The organism is Streptomyces sp. NPDC029014 (assembly GCF_055564695.1).
In genome coordinates, this window is the sequence record NZ_JBVHVT010000035.1 from 30,056 (window position 1) to 48,250 (window position 18,195).

14 protein-coding genes are annotated in these 18,195 nt (G+C 73.2%); 6 read left to right on the forward strand and 8 right to left on the reverse strand.

Annotated features, from left to right (window positions below; translation table 11 throughout):
* Positions 1-24 precede the first annotated feature (24 nt).
* Together ACZ4VL_RS20565 and ACZ4VL_RS20570 are read right to left on the reverse strand one after the other, a co-directional pair.
* On the reverse strand, positions 25-2,478 hold the full coding sequence (locus tag ACZ4VL_RS20565) for a trypsin-like serine protease (RefSeq protein WP_468201747.1): 2,454 nt from the start codon (positions 2,476-2,478) through the stop codon (positions 25-27).
* A gap of 304 nt (positions 2,479-2,782) precedes the next feature.
* The gene (locus tag ACZ4VL_RS20570; protein ID WP_468201749.1) at positions 2,783-3,367 is read right to left on the reverse strand and encodes a hypothetical protein; all 585 of its coding nucleotides are present in this window, start codon (positions 3,365-3,367) and stop codon (positions 2,783-2,785) included.
* A 329-nt stretch (positions 3,368-3,696) separates the two neighbouring features.
* On the opposite strand from ACZ4VL_RS20570, the gene ACZ4VL_RS20575 reads away from it, so the two are divergent.
* Positions 3,697-7,065, forward strand: a complete 3,369-nt coding sequence (locus ACZ4VL_RS20575) for an ALF repeat-containing protein (protein ID WP_468201752.1) — start codon at positions 3,697-3,699, stop codon at positions 7,063-7,065.
* Here the strand turns inward: ACZ4VL_RS20575 and ACZ4VL_RS20580 are convergent.
* Both ACZ4VL_RS20580 and ACZ4VL_RS20585 read right to left on the reverse strand, forming a co-directional pair.
* Positions 7,034-8,509 (reverse strand): hypothetical protein, encoded by a 1,476-nt coding sequence (locus ACZ4VL_RS20580; protein WP_468201755.1) that lies wholly within the window; start codon positions 8,507-8,509, stop codon positions 7,034-7,036. The two genes, ACZ4VL_RS20575 and ACZ4VL_RS20580, sit on opposite strands and share 32 nt — an antisense overlap.
* Before the next feature lie 102 nt (positions 8,510-8,611).
* Complete coding sequence (locus ACZ4VL_RS20585; protein ID WP_468201758.1) at positions 8,612-9,727, reverse strand: hypothetical protein; 1,116 nt, start codon at positions 9,725-9,727, stop codon at positions 8,612-8,614.
* A gap of 184 nt (positions 9,728-9,911) precedes the next feature.
* Between ACZ4VL_RS20585 and ACZ4VL_RS20590 the strand changes: the two genes are divergently transcribed.
* Entirely contained in the window at positions 9,912-10,508 is a 597-nt protein-coding gene (locus ACZ4VL_RS20590; protein WP_468201761.1) for a class I SAM-dependent methyltransferase, read from the forward strand.
* 43 nt (positions 10,509-10,551) lie between these two features.
* Here ACZ4VL_RS20590 and ACZ4VL_RS20595 read toward each other — a convergent pair whose 3' ends face one another.
* Positions 10,552-11,406 (reverse strand): alpha/beta fold hydrolase, encoded by an 855-nt coding sequence (locus tag ACZ4VL_RS20595; protein WP_468201764.1) that lies wholly within the window; start codon positions 11,404-11,406, stop codon positions 10,552-10,554.
* 206 nt (positions 11,407-11,612) lie between these two features.
* Between ACZ4VL_RS20595 and ACZ4VL_RS20600 the strand changes: the two genes are divergently transcribed.
* Together ACZ4VL_RS20600 and ACZ4VL_RS20605 are read left to right on the forward strand one after the other, a co-directional pair.
* On the forward strand, positions 11,613-12,086 hold the full coding sequence (locus tag ACZ4VL_RS20600; RefSeq protein WP_468201767.1) for a hypothetical protein: 474 nt from the start codon (positions 11,613-11,615) through the stop codon (positions 12,084-12,086).
* Between the two features lie 50 nt (positions 12,087-12,136).
* Positions 12,137-12,289, forward strand: coding sequence for a hypothetical protein (locus ACZ4VL_RS20605; protein ID WP_468201770.1), 153 nt, complete (start codon positions 12,137-12,139; stop codon positions 12,287-12,289).
* A gap of 600 nt (positions 12,290-12,889) precedes the next feature.
* Here ACZ4VL_RS20605 and ACZ4VL_RS20610 read toward each other — a convergent pair.
* Both ACZ4VL_RS20610 and ACZ4VL_RS20615 read right to left on the reverse strand, forming a co-directional pair.
* A complete protein-coding gene (locus ACZ4VL_RS20610; protein WP_468201773.1) occupies positions 12,890-13,204 on the reverse strand; it encodes a hypothetical protein in 315 nt (104 codons plus the stop codon).
* Between the two features lie 229 nt (positions 13,205-13,433).
* Entirely contained in the window at positions 13,434-13,913 is a 480-nt protein-coding gene (locus ACZ4VL_RS20615) for a hypothetical protein (RefSeq protein WP_468201775.1), read from the reverse strand.
* A gap of 213 nt (positions 13,914-14,126) precedes the next feature.
* Here ACZ4VL_RS20615 and ACZ4VL_RS20620 point away from each other — a divergent pair, with 213 nt between their 5' ends.
* Positions 14,127-15,110 (forward strand): nucleotidyl transferase AbiEii/AbiGii toxin family protein, encoded by a 984-nt coding sequence (locus tag ACZ4VL_RS20620; protein WP_468201778.1) that lies wholly within the window; start codon positions 14,127-14,129, stop codon positions 15,108-15,110.
* Positions 15,101-16,363: a DUF1266 domain-containing protein gene (locus ACZ4VL_RS20625; RefSeq protein WP_468201780.1), complete on the forward strand. Its 1,263-nt coding sequence runs from the start codon at positions 15,101-15,103 to the stop codon at positions 16,361-16,363. The genes ACZ4VL_RS20620 and ACZ4VL_RS20625 overlap by 10 nt, the downstream gene beginning before the upstream one ends.
* A gap of 37 nt (positions 16,364-16,400) precedes the next feature.
* On the opposite strand, the gene ACZ4VL_RS20630 is transcribed toward ACZ4VL_RS20625, so the two are convergent.
* A complete protein-coding gene (locus ACZ4VL_RS20630) occupies positions 16,401-18,101 on the reverse strand; it encodes a sensor histidine kinase (protein ID WP_468201783.1) in 1,701 nt (566 codons plus the stop codon).
* Positions 18,102-18,195 lie beyond the last annotated feature (94 nt).

The following is an 18,195-nucleotide window of genomic DNA, read 5'->3' on the forward strand; positions in this document are numbered from 1 at the left end:
ACGGGCAAGCCGGTGAGCGGCGTACTACCGGGTGAAGGTGGCAGTGATGTCAGTCGGGCTGGTCAGGGTGCCGGGGATCGCGCGCCAGGCGGTCCAGGAGCCCAGCGTGGTGTCGAAGGTGGCGTTCTGGACCTTGCCGCCCGCGTCGGAGGCGTAGACGTGGATGTTGTTGCCGGCGGATGCGCTCGTGATGCGGGTCAGACCGCTGCCGCCGATCTTGTTCCAGGTCGGCTTCCAACTGCCGGCCAGGTAGTCGCCGGTCTGCCCGTAGAGCGCGCCGTCGGCGCCGATCGCTTGGACGTGGACGGTGTGGCCGATGTTGGAGACTGCGATGTCCTTGGCGCCGGTGAGGTTGCCGGGCAGCTCGCCCCAGACGGTCCACTTGCCGGTGCGGCTGTCGAAGTCGCGACCGTAGACCTTGCCGCCGTTGATGCCGTAGAGGCGGACGAAGGGGCCGGCCTTGACACTGGTGATGCTCGTCAGACCGGTTGCTCCGGCGACCGGGGTCCAGGTGCCGTTCCAGCGGCCGGCGTTGTAGTCGCCGACCTGCGTGTACAGGTCACCGTTCGAGCCGATGATCTGGACGTGGAGCACATTGTCGATCATCGCCGCGGAGACGTCCTTGACGCCGCCGGCGCCACCGGGGATCGCGGTCCAGTTGCCCCAGGTGTTGGTGCGGACGTCGTACGTGCGGTCGTAGACCTTGCCATCGGCGATGCCGACGTAGCGGACGACGCCGCCGTGGTCCACGGAGGTGAGGGTGGAGATGGTGGCGCCGCCGACGTTCGCCCACTGGGCGCCGAAGGCACCGGTGTCCAGCTTGCCGTTCTGGCTGAACAGGGTGCTGCCGGACGCGGCGGCGAGCGTCACCTTCGTGGGGGCGACCGCGGCCGCTGCGGCGACGTCGGAGGCTCCGGTGAGGCCGCCCTGGAGCTCGTTGAACGTGCTCCACGAACCGGTGGCGGTGTTCATCGACGCGTTGCTGATCTTGCCGTTGGCGCCGACCGCGTAGAGCTCGACGGTGTTACCGGACGGGACGCTGCTGATGCGCGTCAGGCCGCTGCCGCCGACCTTGGCCCACTTGTCGTTCCAGCGGCCGGCGTCGTAGTCGCCGAACTGGGTCCAGACGCCGCCGTCGGAGCCGATGATCTGGACGTGGACGTTGTTGCCGACGGTGCTGGAGGCGATGTCGACGGCGCCGCTGACGCTGCCCGGGATCGCACCCCAGGGAGACCAGGAGCCGGTGCGAGTGTCGTAGTCGCGGCCGTAGACCTCACCGCCGCCGATGCCCTGGACGCGCACGGTCGTGCCCGATGCGGCACTGGTGACGTGGGAGAGCCCGACCGCACCGACCGCCTTCCAGCTGTCGTTCCAGCGGCCTGCCTTGTAGTCGGCGGCCTGCTGGTACAGGTTGCCGTCGGAGCCGACGACCAATACGTGGACCGTGTCACCCACGAGGGCGGCGGAGATGTCCTTCGCTCCTGCGGCGTCGCCGGGGACCTGGCCCCATCCGGACCACCTGCCGGTCGAAAGGTCGAGGTCCTGGCCGTAGACGCGGCCGCCCGCGATGGCATAGGCACGGACCGAGTCGCCGTGGCGGACGGTGCTCACCCGTGAGACGTCCTGACCATCGACCTTGCCCCACGACGCGCCGTACTCGCCGTACCCGAGGTCGCCGAACTGCGACCACATGGTGCCGCCACCGCCGGCGAGCAGGGCCACCTGGTCGCCGTTACGGGGAGCGGTGACCTGTCCCATCCAGGCGCCGAGGTCGTCGACGCGGGCGGAGACGGCACCGGTGCGGGTCTCGGCCGGGTTCGCGCCCAGACACCCGCCCTGCCAGGAGCGGCTGTTGACGGCCACGAGTTCGCCGGCCGCGTTCAGCAGCGGCCCGCCGGTGTCGCCCTTGCAGATGGCGTCGGTACCCTTGCCGGTGAGGGCGACGGTGGTGGCGTCAGAGCCGTTGATGGTGAAGGTACCGGTGTGGAGCTTGCCGGGCACCCACTCGGTCTTCGTCCTGCCGAAGCCCGCCGCGGTCACGTCGGTACCTGCCGCCGGAACGCTGCCGGCGCGCTTGGCGGGAGTGATGCCGACGACGGGGGCGGCGAGGCGGGCCAGGACCACGTCCCGGTCGGAGGCACTCGCCGAGACCTCTACGATGTCACGGCTCTGCCCGTTGCTCAGCGCCGCTGTCGACCTCAGGGCGGGCTTCCCGGCCGGAACCGGCTTGCCGGGGGTGGCCGCGAAGCAGCTCGCGGCGGTCAGGACCCAGCGCGGGTCAACCAGCGTGCCGGTGCAGGCCCGGCCGCTGCTCTCGTCGCCGATGGTCAGCTTCACGGTGTGGGCGTACTGGCCGGCTGCGGCTTCGGGTCCGGTGACCGCCTGTGCGGGGCCTGCCGACATGAGACCTGCGGCCACCGCAGTGGCGGAGACCAGCAGACCAGTCCTCCGAGCGGGGCGCAGAAGGGGTACAGACATGCTTCTTCCTTGTGAACAGGGCACCGGCACGCGGGTTTCTGGCGGGTTGCCGGGGCGCGGGCCGACTGCGTAGTCGACGTTGAGTCGGTGTGGTTGGCGGTGTCGCGGACAGCGTCCGCAGTACGGCCGGCGTATCGCCGGGCTTCAGCCAGGTTCGTCCGTCCGGAAGTTCACGGGTGCCGAGCCGGCTGCAGGGCGGGTGCGAGCGGCGATACGTAAACAGTCTTCTCATCCGGACATCCTCGGCATCAAGGATTCGGGGTCGAGGATTTGACCAAGAGGAGAAACCGCCAGCCTGAGGGGTTTACTTGGCAGCCTTGATTTCCATGAGCATGAAATCACGGCCCTGTGCATCCGCGGTCTCACCGACCGGAGTCCAGTCGTTCTTCTTCACTTCGAACGTCTTCTCCTCGGTACCAGCCGACATCTCCACCTGCGTGTTGTAGCTGTTTCCCATGATGAAGTAGACCGCGGGAATCTCCAGGGCAAGGTAGCCACTGGTGCCGGTGAAACTGAAGCAGGTCTTTTCGTTCTTGCGGCCCCAGACCTCAAGCAGGTCGGGCGCGCTCCCACATTCGGCGAGGAGGATGTGGCCATCACCGCGCTTGAGCGTGATGTGCCGTTCCGCGAGGATCTTGTCGGCGTTCGGATAGGCAAAGTCCTCAACGGCATAGCCAGGGCCTTCGTCGGCGACCGTCTTCATGGAGGAGGTGTTCGCGGCGGATCCGCCCGTCACGACGCCCGCAATCGCGAACCATGCCAAGGCGGTGGCCCCCGCAGCCGCACCAAAGGTTCGCACAATTGCCTTACGTGCCTTCATCACTGTCCTAGTCGTCGGTTTCGAGGAAACCTCGAAAGATGCATCAACGCCGGAGGTGAAGGCCATCATCTGACCAACGGGAAACGACCGTCCAAGAGCCCATCTCCCGCTGGAATCCCCCCACTCCGAGCCGGATCGTAACTGCTCGTCAAGAGTCACCCTAATCGGAAGGCTGGATTCCAGCTGCGGGCTTGGCTGAAAATGCGCCGTTCGCCGGGCGTCTCGGGTCTTCAGTGACCGAACACCGCATAGGGTCACGGTGCCCGCCTGTCGCACCCCCTCCCGACTTTCCTATGGGTCGGGAGATATGAGTGCGCCGCCAGGGCAATTCCCTGTCTGGCGATACGCCGCCGCCGGCGCGGCAACCACCGTCAGGCGCTGATCCCGAAGGACTGTTTTTGGACACCATCTACTGGAGCAGGCGGCGCGTTCTCACCGCTGTCGCTGCCACCACGGCTGTCGTCACTACCTCCAGCCTTGTCCTCAACCCCGTGGCAGCATGGGCCGATACGCCGCCACCTGAGGGCGACGGCGGTGACCCGTTCAAGCTGCCCGACACCCCTCGAGCGAAGGTCGTCAAGGCGTGGCTCCTCGGTGGTAGGGGTGTTCGCGCCGCCGCGGAAGCGGCGTTGATCGGATCCGATGCCGACGTCCAGAACTTCCTGACCGTCACACTCCCCGCGGAGACCGCGGTGGACAACCGTGTTGCCGTCGTCGCCTCACTCACAAGAGGCGGCAAGGGCAGCCGGCGTGATGCCACAGCGGCTCTCAAGGGCGGCGACGCCGCCATCGCCGCCTACCTCGCCGGCGGTTTCAAAACCGCCATCGCTGAGGACCTGCGGGTGGCCACCGGAACGGTGATGGCCAACGGCGGCAAGGGCGTGAACCGCGCAGGCAGCGACGCCCTGAATGCCGGCACCCAGGCCGCGCTGGAGACGTTCCTCACTGAAGGCCAGTACACCGCCCGCCAGGAGGACATGCGCGTCGAGGTCGGCAAGATCTCCTTCCAGTCGGGCCCGGAGGTGAGGAAGTACGCCTCCCGCGCCATGTCCGGCACCGCCGCCGACGTCGAATGGTTCCTGGACACCGGTCAGCACATCGCGCGCGCTCGCGACCAGGAGGCCTCGAAGATCGAGGAGCTCGTCGCGGTCGTCGAACGCGAAGGCAAAAAGGCCGACGCGATGACGAAGCAGGCCGAAGAAGCCTCCGCCCGGGCCATCAAGGCAGCGGAGGAGGCCAAGGTGGCGGCGGAGAAGGCCGCGTACGAGGCCCAGCAAGCCCAGGCCGACGTCGCCAAGTCCGGCAGGGCGGCCCGCAACGCCGCCGATGCCGCGAAGGGTGCGGCCGATTCGGCGCGTATCGCGACCAGCGCTTCCCACGCTGCCGTTCAAGCCTCACGCCGCGCCGCCTACGCCGCTGCCGCCGCGAGCCAGGCGGCTGCCACCGCAGGCTCCGCCGCAGCTCATGCATACGGCGCCGCCATTGCCGCGTCCAAGGACGCCTCCCAGGCCGCCGCCGCCAAGGACGCCGCCGTCTCCGCCCGCAACGCCGCGGCCAGGGCACGCAGTGCGGCGACGGCCGCCGACTACGCGGCCAATGCTGCGTCCCAGGCGGCCGGCGCCGGGTCCGCCGCCGCATCGGCCGCGCGCAATGCCGCCGCCGCCGCGAGGTCTTCGGCCGTGGCAGCGGAGGCTGCGGGCGCCGCACAAGCGCAGGCCGCGCAGGCCAGGCGCGAAGCGGACATCGCCAGCGCGAACGCGCAGCTCGCCACCAACGCCGCCGGTATGGCACAGACCCTTGCGAACAGGGCGGCGGCAGCCGCCCGCACGGCACGTGACGCGGCGAACAGCGCAGCTGACCACGCCGAAAGGGCCGCGACCGCCGCCGAGTGGGCCGTCCAGTACGCCGGTCAAGCGGTGGAGTACGCGAACAAGTCGACCGAGTTCGCCAACGAGGCCAGCAAGGCCGCGAAGACCGCCACCGACGCCGTCGCCGAAGCGGTCGCCGTGGAGCAAGCGGCGCGGGAGGCCGAGTGGCAGCGTCTCGACCAGGACACGCAGCATGCGATCGAGGAGACCCGCCTGCTCAAGCGGATCGAGGACCTGGAGCGGGCGGGACTCGCCGAGAAGCGCACCCAGGCCGCGCAGGCCGAACAGGCCCAGAAGGACCTGATAGCCCAGGCCGAGTCGGCCCTCAAGGCAGGTGACAACAGCCTTGCCGCCGCCCTCGGGCGCAAGGCGGCCGTCGCCATGATGGGTTCCAAGGGCACCTGGTCGCTCGAGGCCGCACGGTTCGCCCTGTCCGGCACTGACTCCGACGTTCACGTGTGGATCGACACCGCCCGGCAGATCGCCCAGCGGCAGGACGACCGGGAGACCAGCCTCTATATCGCTCGAACCTGCGCCCCGGACATCGCCGATGCCGCCACCAGGGCATTGGCGAGCACCGACGCGGAAGCCGCCACGAAGTTCCTGGGAGGGGGTGCCATCCAGGCCGCCTCGACGGAGAACCGCGTCATGGTCGGCCGCATCCTGGCCGGCAACCCCGGCAAGGCGGTGAAACAGGCAGCGACCGAGGCGCTGAACGCGGGAACCGCCCAGGCCCTGCACGAATTCATCAACATCAAGCACGAGGCGGCGCAGCAGGAAGACGACGCGGTCGCCACCGCAGCCCTCATCGGCTCCGGGGGCCGGTACACCCAGGCCCATGCCAAGGCCGCGATGGAGGGCCCGGCCTGGATGCGCCGCAACTTCATCTCCTCCGTTCAGTACAAGACCGCTCTGCTCGACTACGACTCCGCCACCCACATCGCCGCCATGCAGGGCGCGATCGCGGCCGCTGCGAAGATCGCGTACAAGGCGCAAGAGAACGCCCATCGCGCCCAGGAGGCAGCTGCCAAGGCCCGTGACGCCGCCGCCGAAGCGGTGCAGTGGGCGGACAGGGCGAAGCAGTCGGCCACACAGGCCGCCACCTACGCGCAGCAGGCGAACACGTTCGCGAACAACGCCGAACAGTCGGCGGCGTCCGCGCAGGCCTCGGCCGACCGGGCCAAGAAGGCGGCCGCCGTCGCGCGCACGGCCGCGCGCTCCGCGAACTATTCCGCCAACCGTGCCCTGGATTCCGCCCGCAGCGCAGTCGCCTCCGCCAACGCCGCCCAGGCGTCGGCCGCTGCCGCCCACGCCTCCTCCGCTCAGGCCGGCCAGGACGCCAGGTCAGCGGCGGCGGCGGCAAGCGAGGCACACCGGATCGCCGCTGACAAGCGGACGGCTGAGATCGCTGCAGCTGCCAAGAAGGCGGCTGAGGAGGGCCGCGCGGCCAAGGACGCCGGGAAGAACCCGGCCGACACCGCCGACAACGACACCGTAAAGAACGACCTTCCCTGGTGGAAGGACGTGAAGTGGTGGGCGAACGCCACGAACTGGGCGAGCATCGCCACCGGATTCCTCTCGGCGGGCTTCGGTGTCGCCGGTATCTTCTTCCCGCCCCTGGAAGGCATCGCCGCCGGGCTCGCGTACACCTCCATCGGACTGTCCGTCGTCAGCACCGTGCTCACCGGATTCGGCTACGGATGGACGAGCGGCGAGTTCAAGACGTCGCTCGGGGGCACCGCCCTGGGAATCCTCACCCTCGGCCAGTCCAAGTGGATCGGCGCGCTCAGCAAGATCGAAGAAACGAAGGTGGTGGCCCCTGTGGCAACGAAGATCACGCAATTCGGGCACGACCTCATATCGCCGGTCACCGGCCTGCTGGGAACCCTCGGCTTCTAAGACGGTAGTGAAAAGGTGAGTGTTCAGGGCCGGCGGCAGTGCGCCGTCGGCCCTGTCGCACACGGTGAAGCCCGGGAATGGCGGCGGACACCGCGCGGCGACCTCCGGGTCCTTCTGGGGACTTGCTGGTGGTCACCTCGCGAGACCCTGCGCCGGACTCCACGTCTTCTCCTCCCGGGCCACCCGGGAGGATTCCGCCCGGCACGGGCCCGCAGACGAGGGGGCCCACGGAGGCCGTTGGTGTCGACGAGGCGACGACGCGGGAGGTCGGGGGCGCCGTGGGGGCCGGGGACGCCGACCGGGCCCACAGGGCCAGCAGCACGGGTAGCGCCAGGTAGCCGAACCGGCCGGCGGGGGCCAGCAGGAACGCCACCGTCAGGCCGACGGCGAGCCGGTCGGCGGCGGCGACCACGGTCCGCGGCGGACGCAGGACCAGCGAGACGGCCACCGCCGCGCCGCCGAGGAGCAGCAGGGCGACCGTCACCCACCAGCCCCACGGCCCGAGTTCGCTGATCAGGCGGCCGGGCAGGGGGCTCCGCGCCGGGGTCGGCACGTCGGCGCGCCCGGTCGGGAACGCGAACACCTGCCGGACCAGTTCGGCGGGTTGCAGCAGGGCCGCCGGCAGCACCGCCAGCGCCGTCCCCGCCGACGCGATCAGCCCGCAGCGCACTGCCGCCCGCCACCCGTACACCGCTGCCAGGAGCACCACCGCCACGGGTACGGCCGGCCAGGCCGTCCACTTCACCGCACACGCCCCGGCCAGCGCGGTGCCCGCCGCCACGGGCCGCCCCGTCGCGGCAGCCGCCAGCGCCAGGCAGCACAGTCCGGCCAGCGGCAGGTCCACCCCGCTCACCGACAGCGGCAGCGCCACCACCGGGGAGGCGACCAGCAGCGGCAGCAGCCCGCGGTGACCGGCGTCAGGTGCGCCCAGCAGCCTGCGCCCGCCCCGCATCCCGCCGAGCAGGGCCGCGGCACACCAGATCCTGGCGTCCCCGAGCAGCCGCAGCAGCCCGCCGGAGTCCCCGAGCACCGCCCGAGGCATCCCGAACAGCGCCATGCCCGGCAGGTACGGGGTGTACTCCTCGACCCGGCCGGGCCCGTCGACGTACGGGCTGCCGGACTCCAGCAGCAGGCGGCCGGACCGTTCGATGACGGCGACCTCCGACTGGCCCTGCCCGGTCCACGCCAGGTACAGCAGCGGGACGGCGACCGCTCCGGCCAGCGCGAACACGAGGGCGGCGCGGGGCCGCCGCAGCCGCGTGGCGCAGGCGGCGCCGAGGTATCCGGCGGCCGCGCACCACCCCCACAGCCGGTGCGTGGCCAGCTCGGACACCCACGGGAAGGACAGTGCCCAAGCGGCCGCGCACAGCCAGCCGAGGGCCCACCAGCGCGTTCGGGTGCGGGCACGGGTACCGGCATGAGTACGGGTACGGGAGGAGGTCATGGCTCCCATTGCAGCCGCGGCCACCCCGCCGGGTCTGCCCACCCGGGCGGACACTTGGGGGTCGGGTTTTCCCTACCCCCGGTCCGTCCTGCCGGTGGCCCGTCAGGCCCCCGGCAGGAACGCCTGCCTGCTCGCGCAGGTCCACACCGTGGCGCGGCCGAGCCCGTTCTCGTCGAGGACGCTGCCGCCGACCCGGTCGTCGTCGGTGACCGCGTGGGCGCTGCCGCGGCGAGGACCGGAGCCGCCGGGCAGGGCCAGTACCGGCCCCTTTCCGGGCCAGTACGCGGGCTGCGAGCTCTTCCTCCAGCCCTCCTCGAAGGAGACGGCCGCGCCGACCACCGCCCCGCTGGTGGGGCTGGTGGCGTCCAGGGACAGGTCCTCCTCGCCGGCCAGCCGTCCGGGCTCGGCGGGCAGCGCGTCGTACGGCTGCTTCCAGGTCGCCGGCCGGAGGTGCTGGAGCTCGCGCCAGGCCGTCCACTCGTGGCCGACGACCCGGCCCCGGTTGTCGATGGCACTGCCGATCGTGGAGTGCATCTGCGCCTCCTGGTTCCAGGCCCGGAGGCTGTACGCCGGGTACCCGCCCGCCGGCCAGACCACCGGGTAGGAGCGCATGATGATCTCGTCGGTCTCCTGGTTCCAGAACTCGCTGTACAGGTTGCCGAGGACGTCCCCGCGCTTGTTGACCGAGCTGACGGACAGCCGGCTGTTCGGGTACGCGTCGGCGGGCGCCGGGAGTTCGCGGACGACCGAGCCGTTCGCCCACTCCTTCGCGACGCCGTTCTCGCTGGTGACCACCCGCCCGGTGGTGCTGATCGCCGCGGTCGCGCCGGAACGGGTCGGGCCGGTCAGCAGCCGGACCTGGGCGTCGCCCGGCCGGTAGCCGAACGCGGCCGTGGTGTCGACGTCGCGGGTCAGCGTGCCGACCATCATGCCGTCGTCGCTGACGGAGCCGACCGTGCCCCCGGTCCAGCCGTCGGGCAGCGGCACGGCGTGCGCGGTGGTTCCCGTCCAGTAGACCGGCAGGCCGTTGCTCGTGCCGACCGCGAGGTCGCCGCGCCCCAGACCGTGCACGGTCCCGCTGCGGGTCGGCCCCGCGGTGGACAGGGCGTCCAGGGTCCGCAGTTCCGGTGTGCAGCCCGCGGCGCCGGCCGGCCCGGCGGCCGTGACGAGTCCTGCGAGCGCAACGACGGCAGCGGCGGTGGCAGTTGTCTTCCTCATACGGAAAATCCCCCCTGATCATCACATGTACGAGGCACATGGTGCCGTGCGGATCGGCGGAATGGTACAGACCGCTTGTGATCATTCGATCGGGCGGACATGGGCACGGCGTCGGTGTCGGCGCGACCGCGCCGTGGGCCCGTGGCGCCGGCGCGGGCGGCGGGGCGTGTGCTTCGATGAGGACGTGGAGAGCATCACACGGCAGCTCCTGACCAGGGCGTTCGGTCGGCCGAGTGGTCTGCTGGGCCGTCTCGGCGGCCGGCTCATGGCCCACGGCAACGCCGCCACCGAGCGCCATGTGGTCGCCGTCGCCGCACCCACGGAAGCGGACGTCGTCCTCGTCATCGGTCCCGGGCCGGGCGTCGGGCTCGCGGCCGCCGCCCGGCGGTCGGCCCACGTCGTCGGCATCGACCCCTCCGACCTCATGCTGGCCACGGCCCGCCGCCGCTGCGCGGCCGGGCTCGCGCAGGGCCGTCTCCGCCTCGCCCTCGGCACGGCCGCGCGTACCGGTCAACCCGACGCCTGCGCCGACGTCGTCGTCTCCGTCAACAACCTGCACCTGTGGCCCGACGTTCCGGCCGCCCTGGCCGAACTCCACCGCGTCCTGCGGCCGGGCGGCCGTCTGGTCCTCTCCGCCCACGAGAGGTGGCTGCCGGCCGGCCTCCCCGCGCTCGCCCGCGTCGTCACCGCGGCCGGCTTCGACTCCGTCCGCACGTGGACCTGGGAACCCCCGACACGCATGGCGTCGACGGCGGCGCAGCTGAGCGCCGTACGCGGGTAGGTGCGTCGCGCCGAGACTGCCGGTCGGCCGGCCGGCCGGTCGGTCAGCGGGCGGAGCGGTCCACGAGCCATTCCAGGGCGGCCGGACCGGCGTCGAGGACGGAGATGTGCCCGTCGGAGGGGCACAACCGCAGCTCCGCGGACGGGCACCGGCCTGCCAACCACCGGCCGTGCGAGCTGGGCACGATCCGGTCCCGGGCGCCGTACAGGAAGAGGACCGGGGCGAGGACCCGCGCCGGATCCGCTCCCCAGGGGGCGACGAAGGCCAGGTCGTCGTCGATCAGCCCGCCCGGACCGGCCTCCACGGCCGGGCCGACGACGTCGCCGAACCACGACCAGTCGCCGACGAGCGCGGCATGGTCCTCGGGGGTGAACATCTCCGGGTCGTAGGCGGCGTTCGCCTCGTAGCGCTCCTTCGCCGCGCGCCCCGCGGCGGCCGCGCGCAGGGACGCGGCGCCGGATTCCGTCATGCCCGCGTACCAGTCGAGCCCCTCGGCGCCGAACGGGGCCAGGCCGGCGCCGCAGACCACCGCGAGGACGCGGTCGGCCAGCAGGGCCCCGCAGGCCAGGGCGTGCGGGCCGCCACCGGAATGGCCCATGACCGCGAAGCGGTCGATGCCGAGCGCCTCGGTGACGGCGGCCACGTCGGCCGCGGCCGAGGCGATGTCCCGGCCCGGGCGCGGGGTGGACCTTCCGTAGCCGGGCCGGTCGTACGACACCCAGCGGATGCCGAGCCGTTCGGCGGCGGGGAAGAGGGGCACGGGCGGCGCGCCGATGTTCGGGGTGCCGTGGTGCCAGACGACGGCGAGGCGTTCACCGCCGGGGGCGTGGGCGGGGGCGCCGGTGTCGTAGACGTGGAGCGTCCGGCCGTCGCCCAGCACCAGGTCGGTCTCCGTCACTCCGCCACCCTGCATCCGCACGTCCCTGGCCTCTCGGGTTCCGGGGCCCCGAACCTACCGGTGGGCGTGCCCGGGTGCCAACGAGCGGCCCGGGGCGCCCGCGGCCCCGTGCGGGCCGGCGGTTAGGGTCCGTTCCGGTGATCATTGCGGTGGAGGACCGATGACGGAACCGGACCTGGGGTTCCTGGGCGTACGCCTACCGGCAGTTGCTGCGTTCGGGTGGCACCGCTCGGCCCGCCGGCCAGGAGCCGGTCGCGGACCTCGTCGGGCTCGGCCTGGCCCCCGAGTCCACTGCCGGCGTCCACCGGTCCGTACCGCCCGCCAAGGCGGTCGAGCAGTTGGTGGACCGGCAGGTGGAACGGCATGCCGCGGCCCTGCGCGCGGAGTTCGAGGAGAAGGTGGCCGCGTCCGGGATCGTGGACTCGCTGCTCGCGGAACGGGACATCGGCCTCGCGGCGGGGGGCACGCCGGACCATCTCGCCGGTCCCCCGGTCCGGCAGTGGCAGGGCACGGACACGGTCCGGGCCGCCATCGACGAACTCGCCTTCTTCACACGGACGGAGTCCCTCACCACCAACCCGCGCGGGGTCATGGCCGCCCACAACATCGCGCACTCCCGCCCGAGGGACCTGCGGGTGCTGCGCCGCGGGGTGCGGATGCGGACCGCCTGGACCGCCTGATCATCTGCGACCGGGCTGCCGCACTGACCCCGATCGACCCCGCCGACACGATGCGCGGGGCCCTGCTCGTACGGGAACCGGGGCTGGTGACGACGCTGGTGTCGCTGTTCGAGCGGATGTGGGAGTCGGCCGTCGAACTGCGCCTCGGTGCCACGAACCGGTTCCAGGCTGCGCTGCGGGCCCGGGAGCGCGGCTGGCTGTGAGCAGGCCGCGCGCCGGACCGCGCCGACGGGGGCTCAGGACCGCGGTGACCGGCCGCGCGCCCGTGCGGCTCCGAGCGCTGCAAGCGCAGGCCACGACGCCGAGTCCGCCGATCACCAGCACGGCGGTCCGGGCGGCCCCTCCAGGGCGGTCGTCCCCACGCCCAGGAACAGCACGGCGGCGGTGCTGAGCGCTGCGAGGAGCGTCATGCGCTGCGCGGCCGGGCCGGCCCCGACCTCGGCCCCGACTCGGGCGCGGGTGCGGTGGCCGGTTCGGCGACGGCGGCGGGCCCCGTCGCGGCTGCCGCTGCGGGCGGGGGCGCTGAGACGGAACGGGTGTGGGACATGGGTTCCCCCTGCTCATCGGTGGTCTGTCAGTGATGGATCAACCGTCGCTTCCCAGCGGCCGCGCCCCGGCCGCACCGGGCGGCAGCTTGCTGAACCCGGTGGGTGCAGCAAGCTGCACGGGGAGCCCGCGGAGAAGGCTCCCGGCACGCCGACGGCGCTCGCCGTGCGGTGTCACGCCGTGGGTGTGCGCCCGGCCGGTCGCCCGGGCGAACCGATACGGCGGGCACCGCGCCGGGTGACGTCACCCACCACCCGTTACGCGGCCCCGCACGGGCGGAAGGGCAGCGCGGGGGCGGACGCCGGAGCACCCCGCAGCGACCCCTGCCGGGGTCCGGTGGGCGGCCCCGGCGTCCCGGCCGGCTCGTGCCGGTACGCGCAGGCCAGCCCTCGGCTGCTGCTGTCCCGGGCGCACCCGGCGCCGTCCGCCCGCAGCTCCTCGCATCCGGTCCACGCGTCGTCGAACACCGCCGGTAGCCGTGGTGGGCCGCCGGCCGGATCGGCCGGCCACCGGGCCGTGACGCGCTGGTGCCGCTCCGGAGCCGGGTGGAGGGCCAGCGTCAGCGAGGTCACCACGGCTCTCCGGCGCTGCAGGAACGGGCCGTTGGGGTACGGGGCCTTCCCCGTCGCCGGCGGCCGGCGGCGCGACCCGGCTCCGGCCAGGTACCGGGTCGGAGCCCTGCGGTGTGCGATCCGCAGGCAGGCGGCCACGTCGTCGGGGTTCCCGGGGGCAGCACGTACCGGGCGCCCGCGGCGCCGGCCGCCGCGGGTGTCGGTGGGGTGTCGCGTCCGAGGCGCGGGGTCAGGGGCGGTGGGCCGCGAGACGGCGGGCTTCCGACACGACCTCGGCGGTGATCTCGTCCTCCGTCCTGTCGCCGTACGCGAGGACGTCGTACTCGTGGTCGAGGTCGGTGAGTCGTTCCGTCAGGGCCAGTTCGTATCCGAAGCGGCGGTACACGCGGCGCGAGAACTCCCTCGGGGTGAGCTCGCCGGCCAGCATGCGGCGGGCGAGGGCCCGGGCGGCGGCCTCCAGGCCGGCCTCGGAGCCGACCGGGTGCAAGGTCAGGCCGAGTTCGGCGAGGGCTTCGGGGAGCAGTTCGGGTACGTCGCGGTCCGCTTCGGCGCGGGTGCGGGCGGCCAGGATGCGCAGGGCGGGGCCGTCGAGGCCGGCGACGAGGGCGTCGCAGGCCGCGCCGACGAGGTCAGCGGCACTGATCTCTCCCGTGCGCCAGAGGGCGGCGTGGTCCTGCAGCATGCTGGCTGCCGATGCGGTCGGGGTCACCCGTTCATGATCGTGGGGCGGCCCGTCCCCGTCGAGGGAGTTTCGCCCCGCCCCGGAGGCTGCGGTACGGGCCCGTCGTGGTGCGTCCGGTGTTTGCTGCGGCAGTGCCGGCGGCCTACAGTCCTGCTGGAACACGTGATCGATGACGAGGGTGCAGTGAAGGATCGTGCCACGGCCCGGGGGTGCCGTCCTCACCGGGCGGCCCTCGACCACGTGCTGGGACTCATCGCCGGGGCCCCGTGGAGCGAGAACCTGGTCCTGCGCGGGAGCATGGTCATGCCCGCCTGGGCCGGGAGCCAGGCGCGTGAGCCGGCGGACCTGGACTTCGTGGTCCTACCGGAACTGCACACCCCCCTGGACGTCCTGCACCCCTACCCGTACGTGGCGGGGACCGACCTCGTCCAGCAGTGGCCCGAGGCCTTCGACGGCGCGGCCCGGTACGAGATCTGGACCGACGGGGAGGCGGAGTGGGAGACGCGCGGTCTGCGCCCGCGCACTCCCCCGGAAGGGCTGCGCTGGGACGTCGACCCCGATCCCGCGGACCCCGTGCCCCCGTACGACGACCTGCTCGACCTGGTGCGCCGACGGCCGGAAGCCGCACCGGGAGTGGTGCTCGATGCCGACGGGGCCCGCCGGGACCACACCTGGGGGTACGCCTACGGGGGCGGCGACACGGCCGGAGCACGCATGTTCATCCCGTGGCGGGCCGAGGGGACGCCCGGCGGCGAGGTCCAGCTCGACTTCGCCCTGGACGAGGGGATTCCCCATCCTCCGGTGTGGACGCTGGTGCCCCGTGGGGACGAGGGCGCTCCGACGCTCGTCCGCACGGCGAGCCGGGAACTCTCGCTCGCCTGGAAGCTCCTGTGGCTGTACGCCGACGCCGCAGCCCCCACCGGACCCCGGTGCAAGGACCTGTACGACGCCGTCCTCCTGGCGGAGGACCCCCGCACCCGCCCCGCACCGCGGCTCCTGCGGAAGGTCCTCGGTGGCTCCACCGGCGTTTCCGCCGCCGTCGCACCGGACGGCGCCCCCCGCCTGGATACGGTGCGGTTCGACGAAGCGGACTGGGCGGCGTTCCGGGCCGACCACCCCGAAGCTCAGGGCACCGCGCGGGACTGGCTCCGCCGGCTCAGCACGGCCCTGGCGACGGAGTCCGGAACGGGACGCCGGCCGCGTAGGGTTCGGCCATGGGTCTGACAGTGGGTCACGAGGGGGGCTTGCCGGCCGGAGTGCAGGCGTGGCGGGCGCCGAGCGTCCTGGAACGCGGACTGTACGAGGCGAAGGTACGGGGCGACTGGACCGCGTACTACGATCTCGTCGCCCGGGCCGACCTGTTCATGATGCAGTCCAAGGCGGCGGTCGACGCGAACCGCGGGACCAGCCGCTTCCACCCGTACTGGAACCCGCAGACCGGCACCTCCTGCCTGGCCGTCTACACCGCCGGGATGCTCCCGCCGCCCGCGCCCGACCCGGTCTTCAACGGCTACTCCCTCGGCTGGTTCGCCGGCGTGTGGGAGCCCGGTGACCCGCCCTTCCTGGTGGTGAACCCGGGCAGCCCCTGCGAGGGCGTGCTTCCGGCCGGCCCCGAGGCCCGGGAGCTGTGGCGGCGGCACTACGCCGGAGTGGAGCAGCCCGGTCTCGCCCGGGACACCGTCCACACCCTCGAAGTCGGTGGCCCGCGGCAGGGCCACGTGGCGTTCGGCCTGGCCGTCGGCGCGCACCTGTCGGTCCGCAACGGCCGGTTCTGGAACGCGATGGCCTACCACGGCGACGGCTACGCCGCCGAGAAGAAGATCCTCGACGAGTGGTGGGGCGTCACCACCCGGCAGGACTGGCTCGACATGCAGGAGACGCTGCTGAGCGCCCGCATGGTCAGCAGCACCTGGAGGTTCGTCCTCCAGCTGCGGCGCGAGATGGCCCTCGACTTCGCCGGCCCCGTGGACGCCGAGCGCTGGCGCACGGCCGCCGCCCAGGTCGTCCGCCGCCGGGCCGAGGAGGCCGCCGAGCCGGTGCTGACGCCCGACGGCGTCACCCGGGGCGAGGCGCCGACCGCGTCCGAGGTCGAGTCCGAGGTCGACTGCGTACGGCGGCTGATCGGGCGGATCACCCGCTACGAGGCCCGGTTCCGCGCCGACGGGCTGCTCCCGGAACGCGGGTACGTGCGCGCCATCGAGGCGTGGGACCACGGCCGGGCCTCCGGCATGGCCCGCTGGGGGCTGGCCGCCCGGCTGTGCTCCCTGCAGGAGGCTGAGGCGGCGGTCGTCCGCGCCGGTCGTCTCGCGCACGCCCACCACCGTTCCTGGGAGGACTTCTCGGCGGCGTACCTGCTCGGCCGCTGTCTGCACTTCGACGGCGAGGAGTTCGGGGAGTCGTACGAGACCGCGCTGCGCGTCCACCGGGTCCTGACCACCGACCCCGCCAGCCCCTGGCGCACCCTCCCCTGGGCCTGAGACCACCGTATGACGACCCGGCCGGGGGCGGGCCGGGTCAGGGCCTGCGCGCGGGCAGGGTGTCCTTGGCGGCCAGGGTGTCGCCCTCCCAGCACAGGCGGTACAGGTCGACCTGGTCCAGGACGTCGCGGCCGGAGCGGTAGAACACGCAGACGGTACCGGGCGGCCGGGGTGCGGAGCGGGCGTGGTCGGGCGGGTGGGGAAAGGAGCGGGGCGGCAGCAGTCGGGCGAGTTCGGTACGGGACCGGCCGGTCTCCACCTGGTCGAAGCGGGACGGCGGGAGCACGCTGGTCGTGAGCTGCCAGGCCAGGTAGAGAGCGGCGGGCACGAAGAACGCCGCCGCGACGACGGGGGCTGCGAAGGCGACGACGGACCGGCGGCGGGCGGCGCGCCGGACGTCGGCCAGCCGCCGGGCGGATTCCAGGGGGATGCCGGCGCCCGCGCCCGTGCCCGTGGCCGTACCCGCGCCCGTCTCCGTGGCGGGGTTCGTGTGCCGGCGCGGGCGCGGACCGTCCGGCGCCGGGGTCGTCGGACGGGCCGGGGTCTGGTGCGGGAGGACGGCGGTGACGCGGAACCCGCCCCGGTACGGGCCGGTGTGCAGTACGCCGCCGAGGACCGCCACCCGCTCCCGCAGGCCCGTCAGCCCGTGCCCGCCACCCGCCGCGGTCCGGGGGCCCTGCGGCGGCGCGGGACCGTCCGTCGGTGCCGCGGTGTTCAGGACGCCGACACGGGTGCGGTCGCCCTCGTGGGTGATCCGGACCCGGACCGCACTGCCCGGCGCGTGTTTCACGGCGTTGGTGAGGGCCTCCTGCACCACCCGGTAGGTCCCGCGTTCGACGAGGGGGGACAGTGGGGGCACCGGCCCGCGCCGCTCCCAGCGTACGGGCACCCCGGAGGCGGCCGCGCGGGCGAGCAGGTCCTCGACGGTGTCGCCGACGGGCAGGCCCGTCCCTGTCCCCGTGCCCGTGTCCGCTCCGGGCGGGTCGCGCAGCACGGCGACGGTCTCCCGCAGTCCCTCGACGGCGTCGGCGATCGTCCCGCGCAGTTCGGCGAGGTCGGCACGGTCGCGTTCGGTGAGGTCGGGAGAGAGTTCCAGGGCCCCGGCCCGCAGGGCGACCAGGCTCAGGACGTGCCCGAGGGAGTCGTGCATGTCGGCCGCGATGTCCGCGCGTTCGGCCAGCCGTGCCCGCTCCGCGGCCAGGTGTTGCCGCTCTTCCATGCTGCGGGCCAGCCGCCATCCCTCGCGCACCAGTTCGCGCCGGCCGCGCCAGTGGCGTCCGGCCAGCCACGGCAGCAGGAGGGCCGCGGGCAGCACCGTCAGCGCGTAGAACCACCACACGACCTGCACCCGCAGCACGGCACACACCGCGACGTCGACCGCCAGGCAGCCGGCGAGCACCAACAGCGGGGCGCGGGCCGGGGCGACGCGGGCGCCCAGCAGACAGCACATCGCGGCCAGCGACAGGACGTGGGCGTTGGCGGGGGTCGCGGAGTCGGCGAGGCCCAGCGCGCACAGTCCGTTGACGAGGGCCACCGCGAGCCCCGGGCGACGGTGCGACAGTGGTACGGCCGTCGCGAGGACGGCCAACGGGAGCAGCAGGTCCAGGACCGGCGAGGCGGTGCGGGCGTCCCGGAACCCGTAACCGGTGGCGGCGGCCAACGCGCCCCAGAGGGCCGTGTCAGCGAGCACGGTCCAGGCCGCCCGGCCCCGGACCCGGGGTATGCGCGCGTACAGCATGGTGCGTCGATCGTCCTTCCGATGGTGTCCTCGGCCGCCCGGTCGATTCTGCGGGACGGGCCCGGACGCCCGCCGGCGCGGGTGCGCGCCGGCG

Bases quoted from the DNA above. Each gene is read 5' to 3' on its own strand.
- ACZ4VL_RS20580 (WP_468201755.1), bottom strand. From the start codon at position 8,509: ATGACCTCCTCCCGTACCCGTACTCATGCCGGTACCCGTGCCCGCACC.
- ACZ4VL_RS20605 (WP_468201770.1), top strand. From the start codon at position 12,137: ATGCGCGGGGCCCTGCTCGTACGGGAACCGGGGCTGGTGACGACGCTG.
- ACZ4VL_RS20585 (WP_468201758.1), bottom strand. From the start codon at position 9,727: ATGAGGAAGACAACTGCCACCGCCGCTGCCGTCGTTGCGCTCGCAGGA.
- ACZ4VL_RS20630 (WP_468201783.1), bottom strand. From the start codon at position 18,101: ATGCTGTACGCGCGCATACCCCGGGTCCGGGGCCGGGCGGCCTGGACC.
- ACZ4VL_RS20570 (WP_468201749.1), bottom strand. From the start codon at position 3,367: ATGATGGCCTTCACCTCCGGCGTTGATGCATCTTTCGAGGTTTCCTCG.
- ACZ4VL_RS20625 (WP_468201780.1), top strand. From the start codon at position 15,101: ATGGGTCTGACAGTGGGTCACGAGGGGGGCTTGCCGGCCGGAGTGCAG.
- ACZ4VL_RS20565 (WP_468201747.1), bottom strand. From the start codon at position 2,478: ATGTCTGTACCCCTTCTGCGCCCCGCTCGGAGGACTGGTCTGCTGGTC.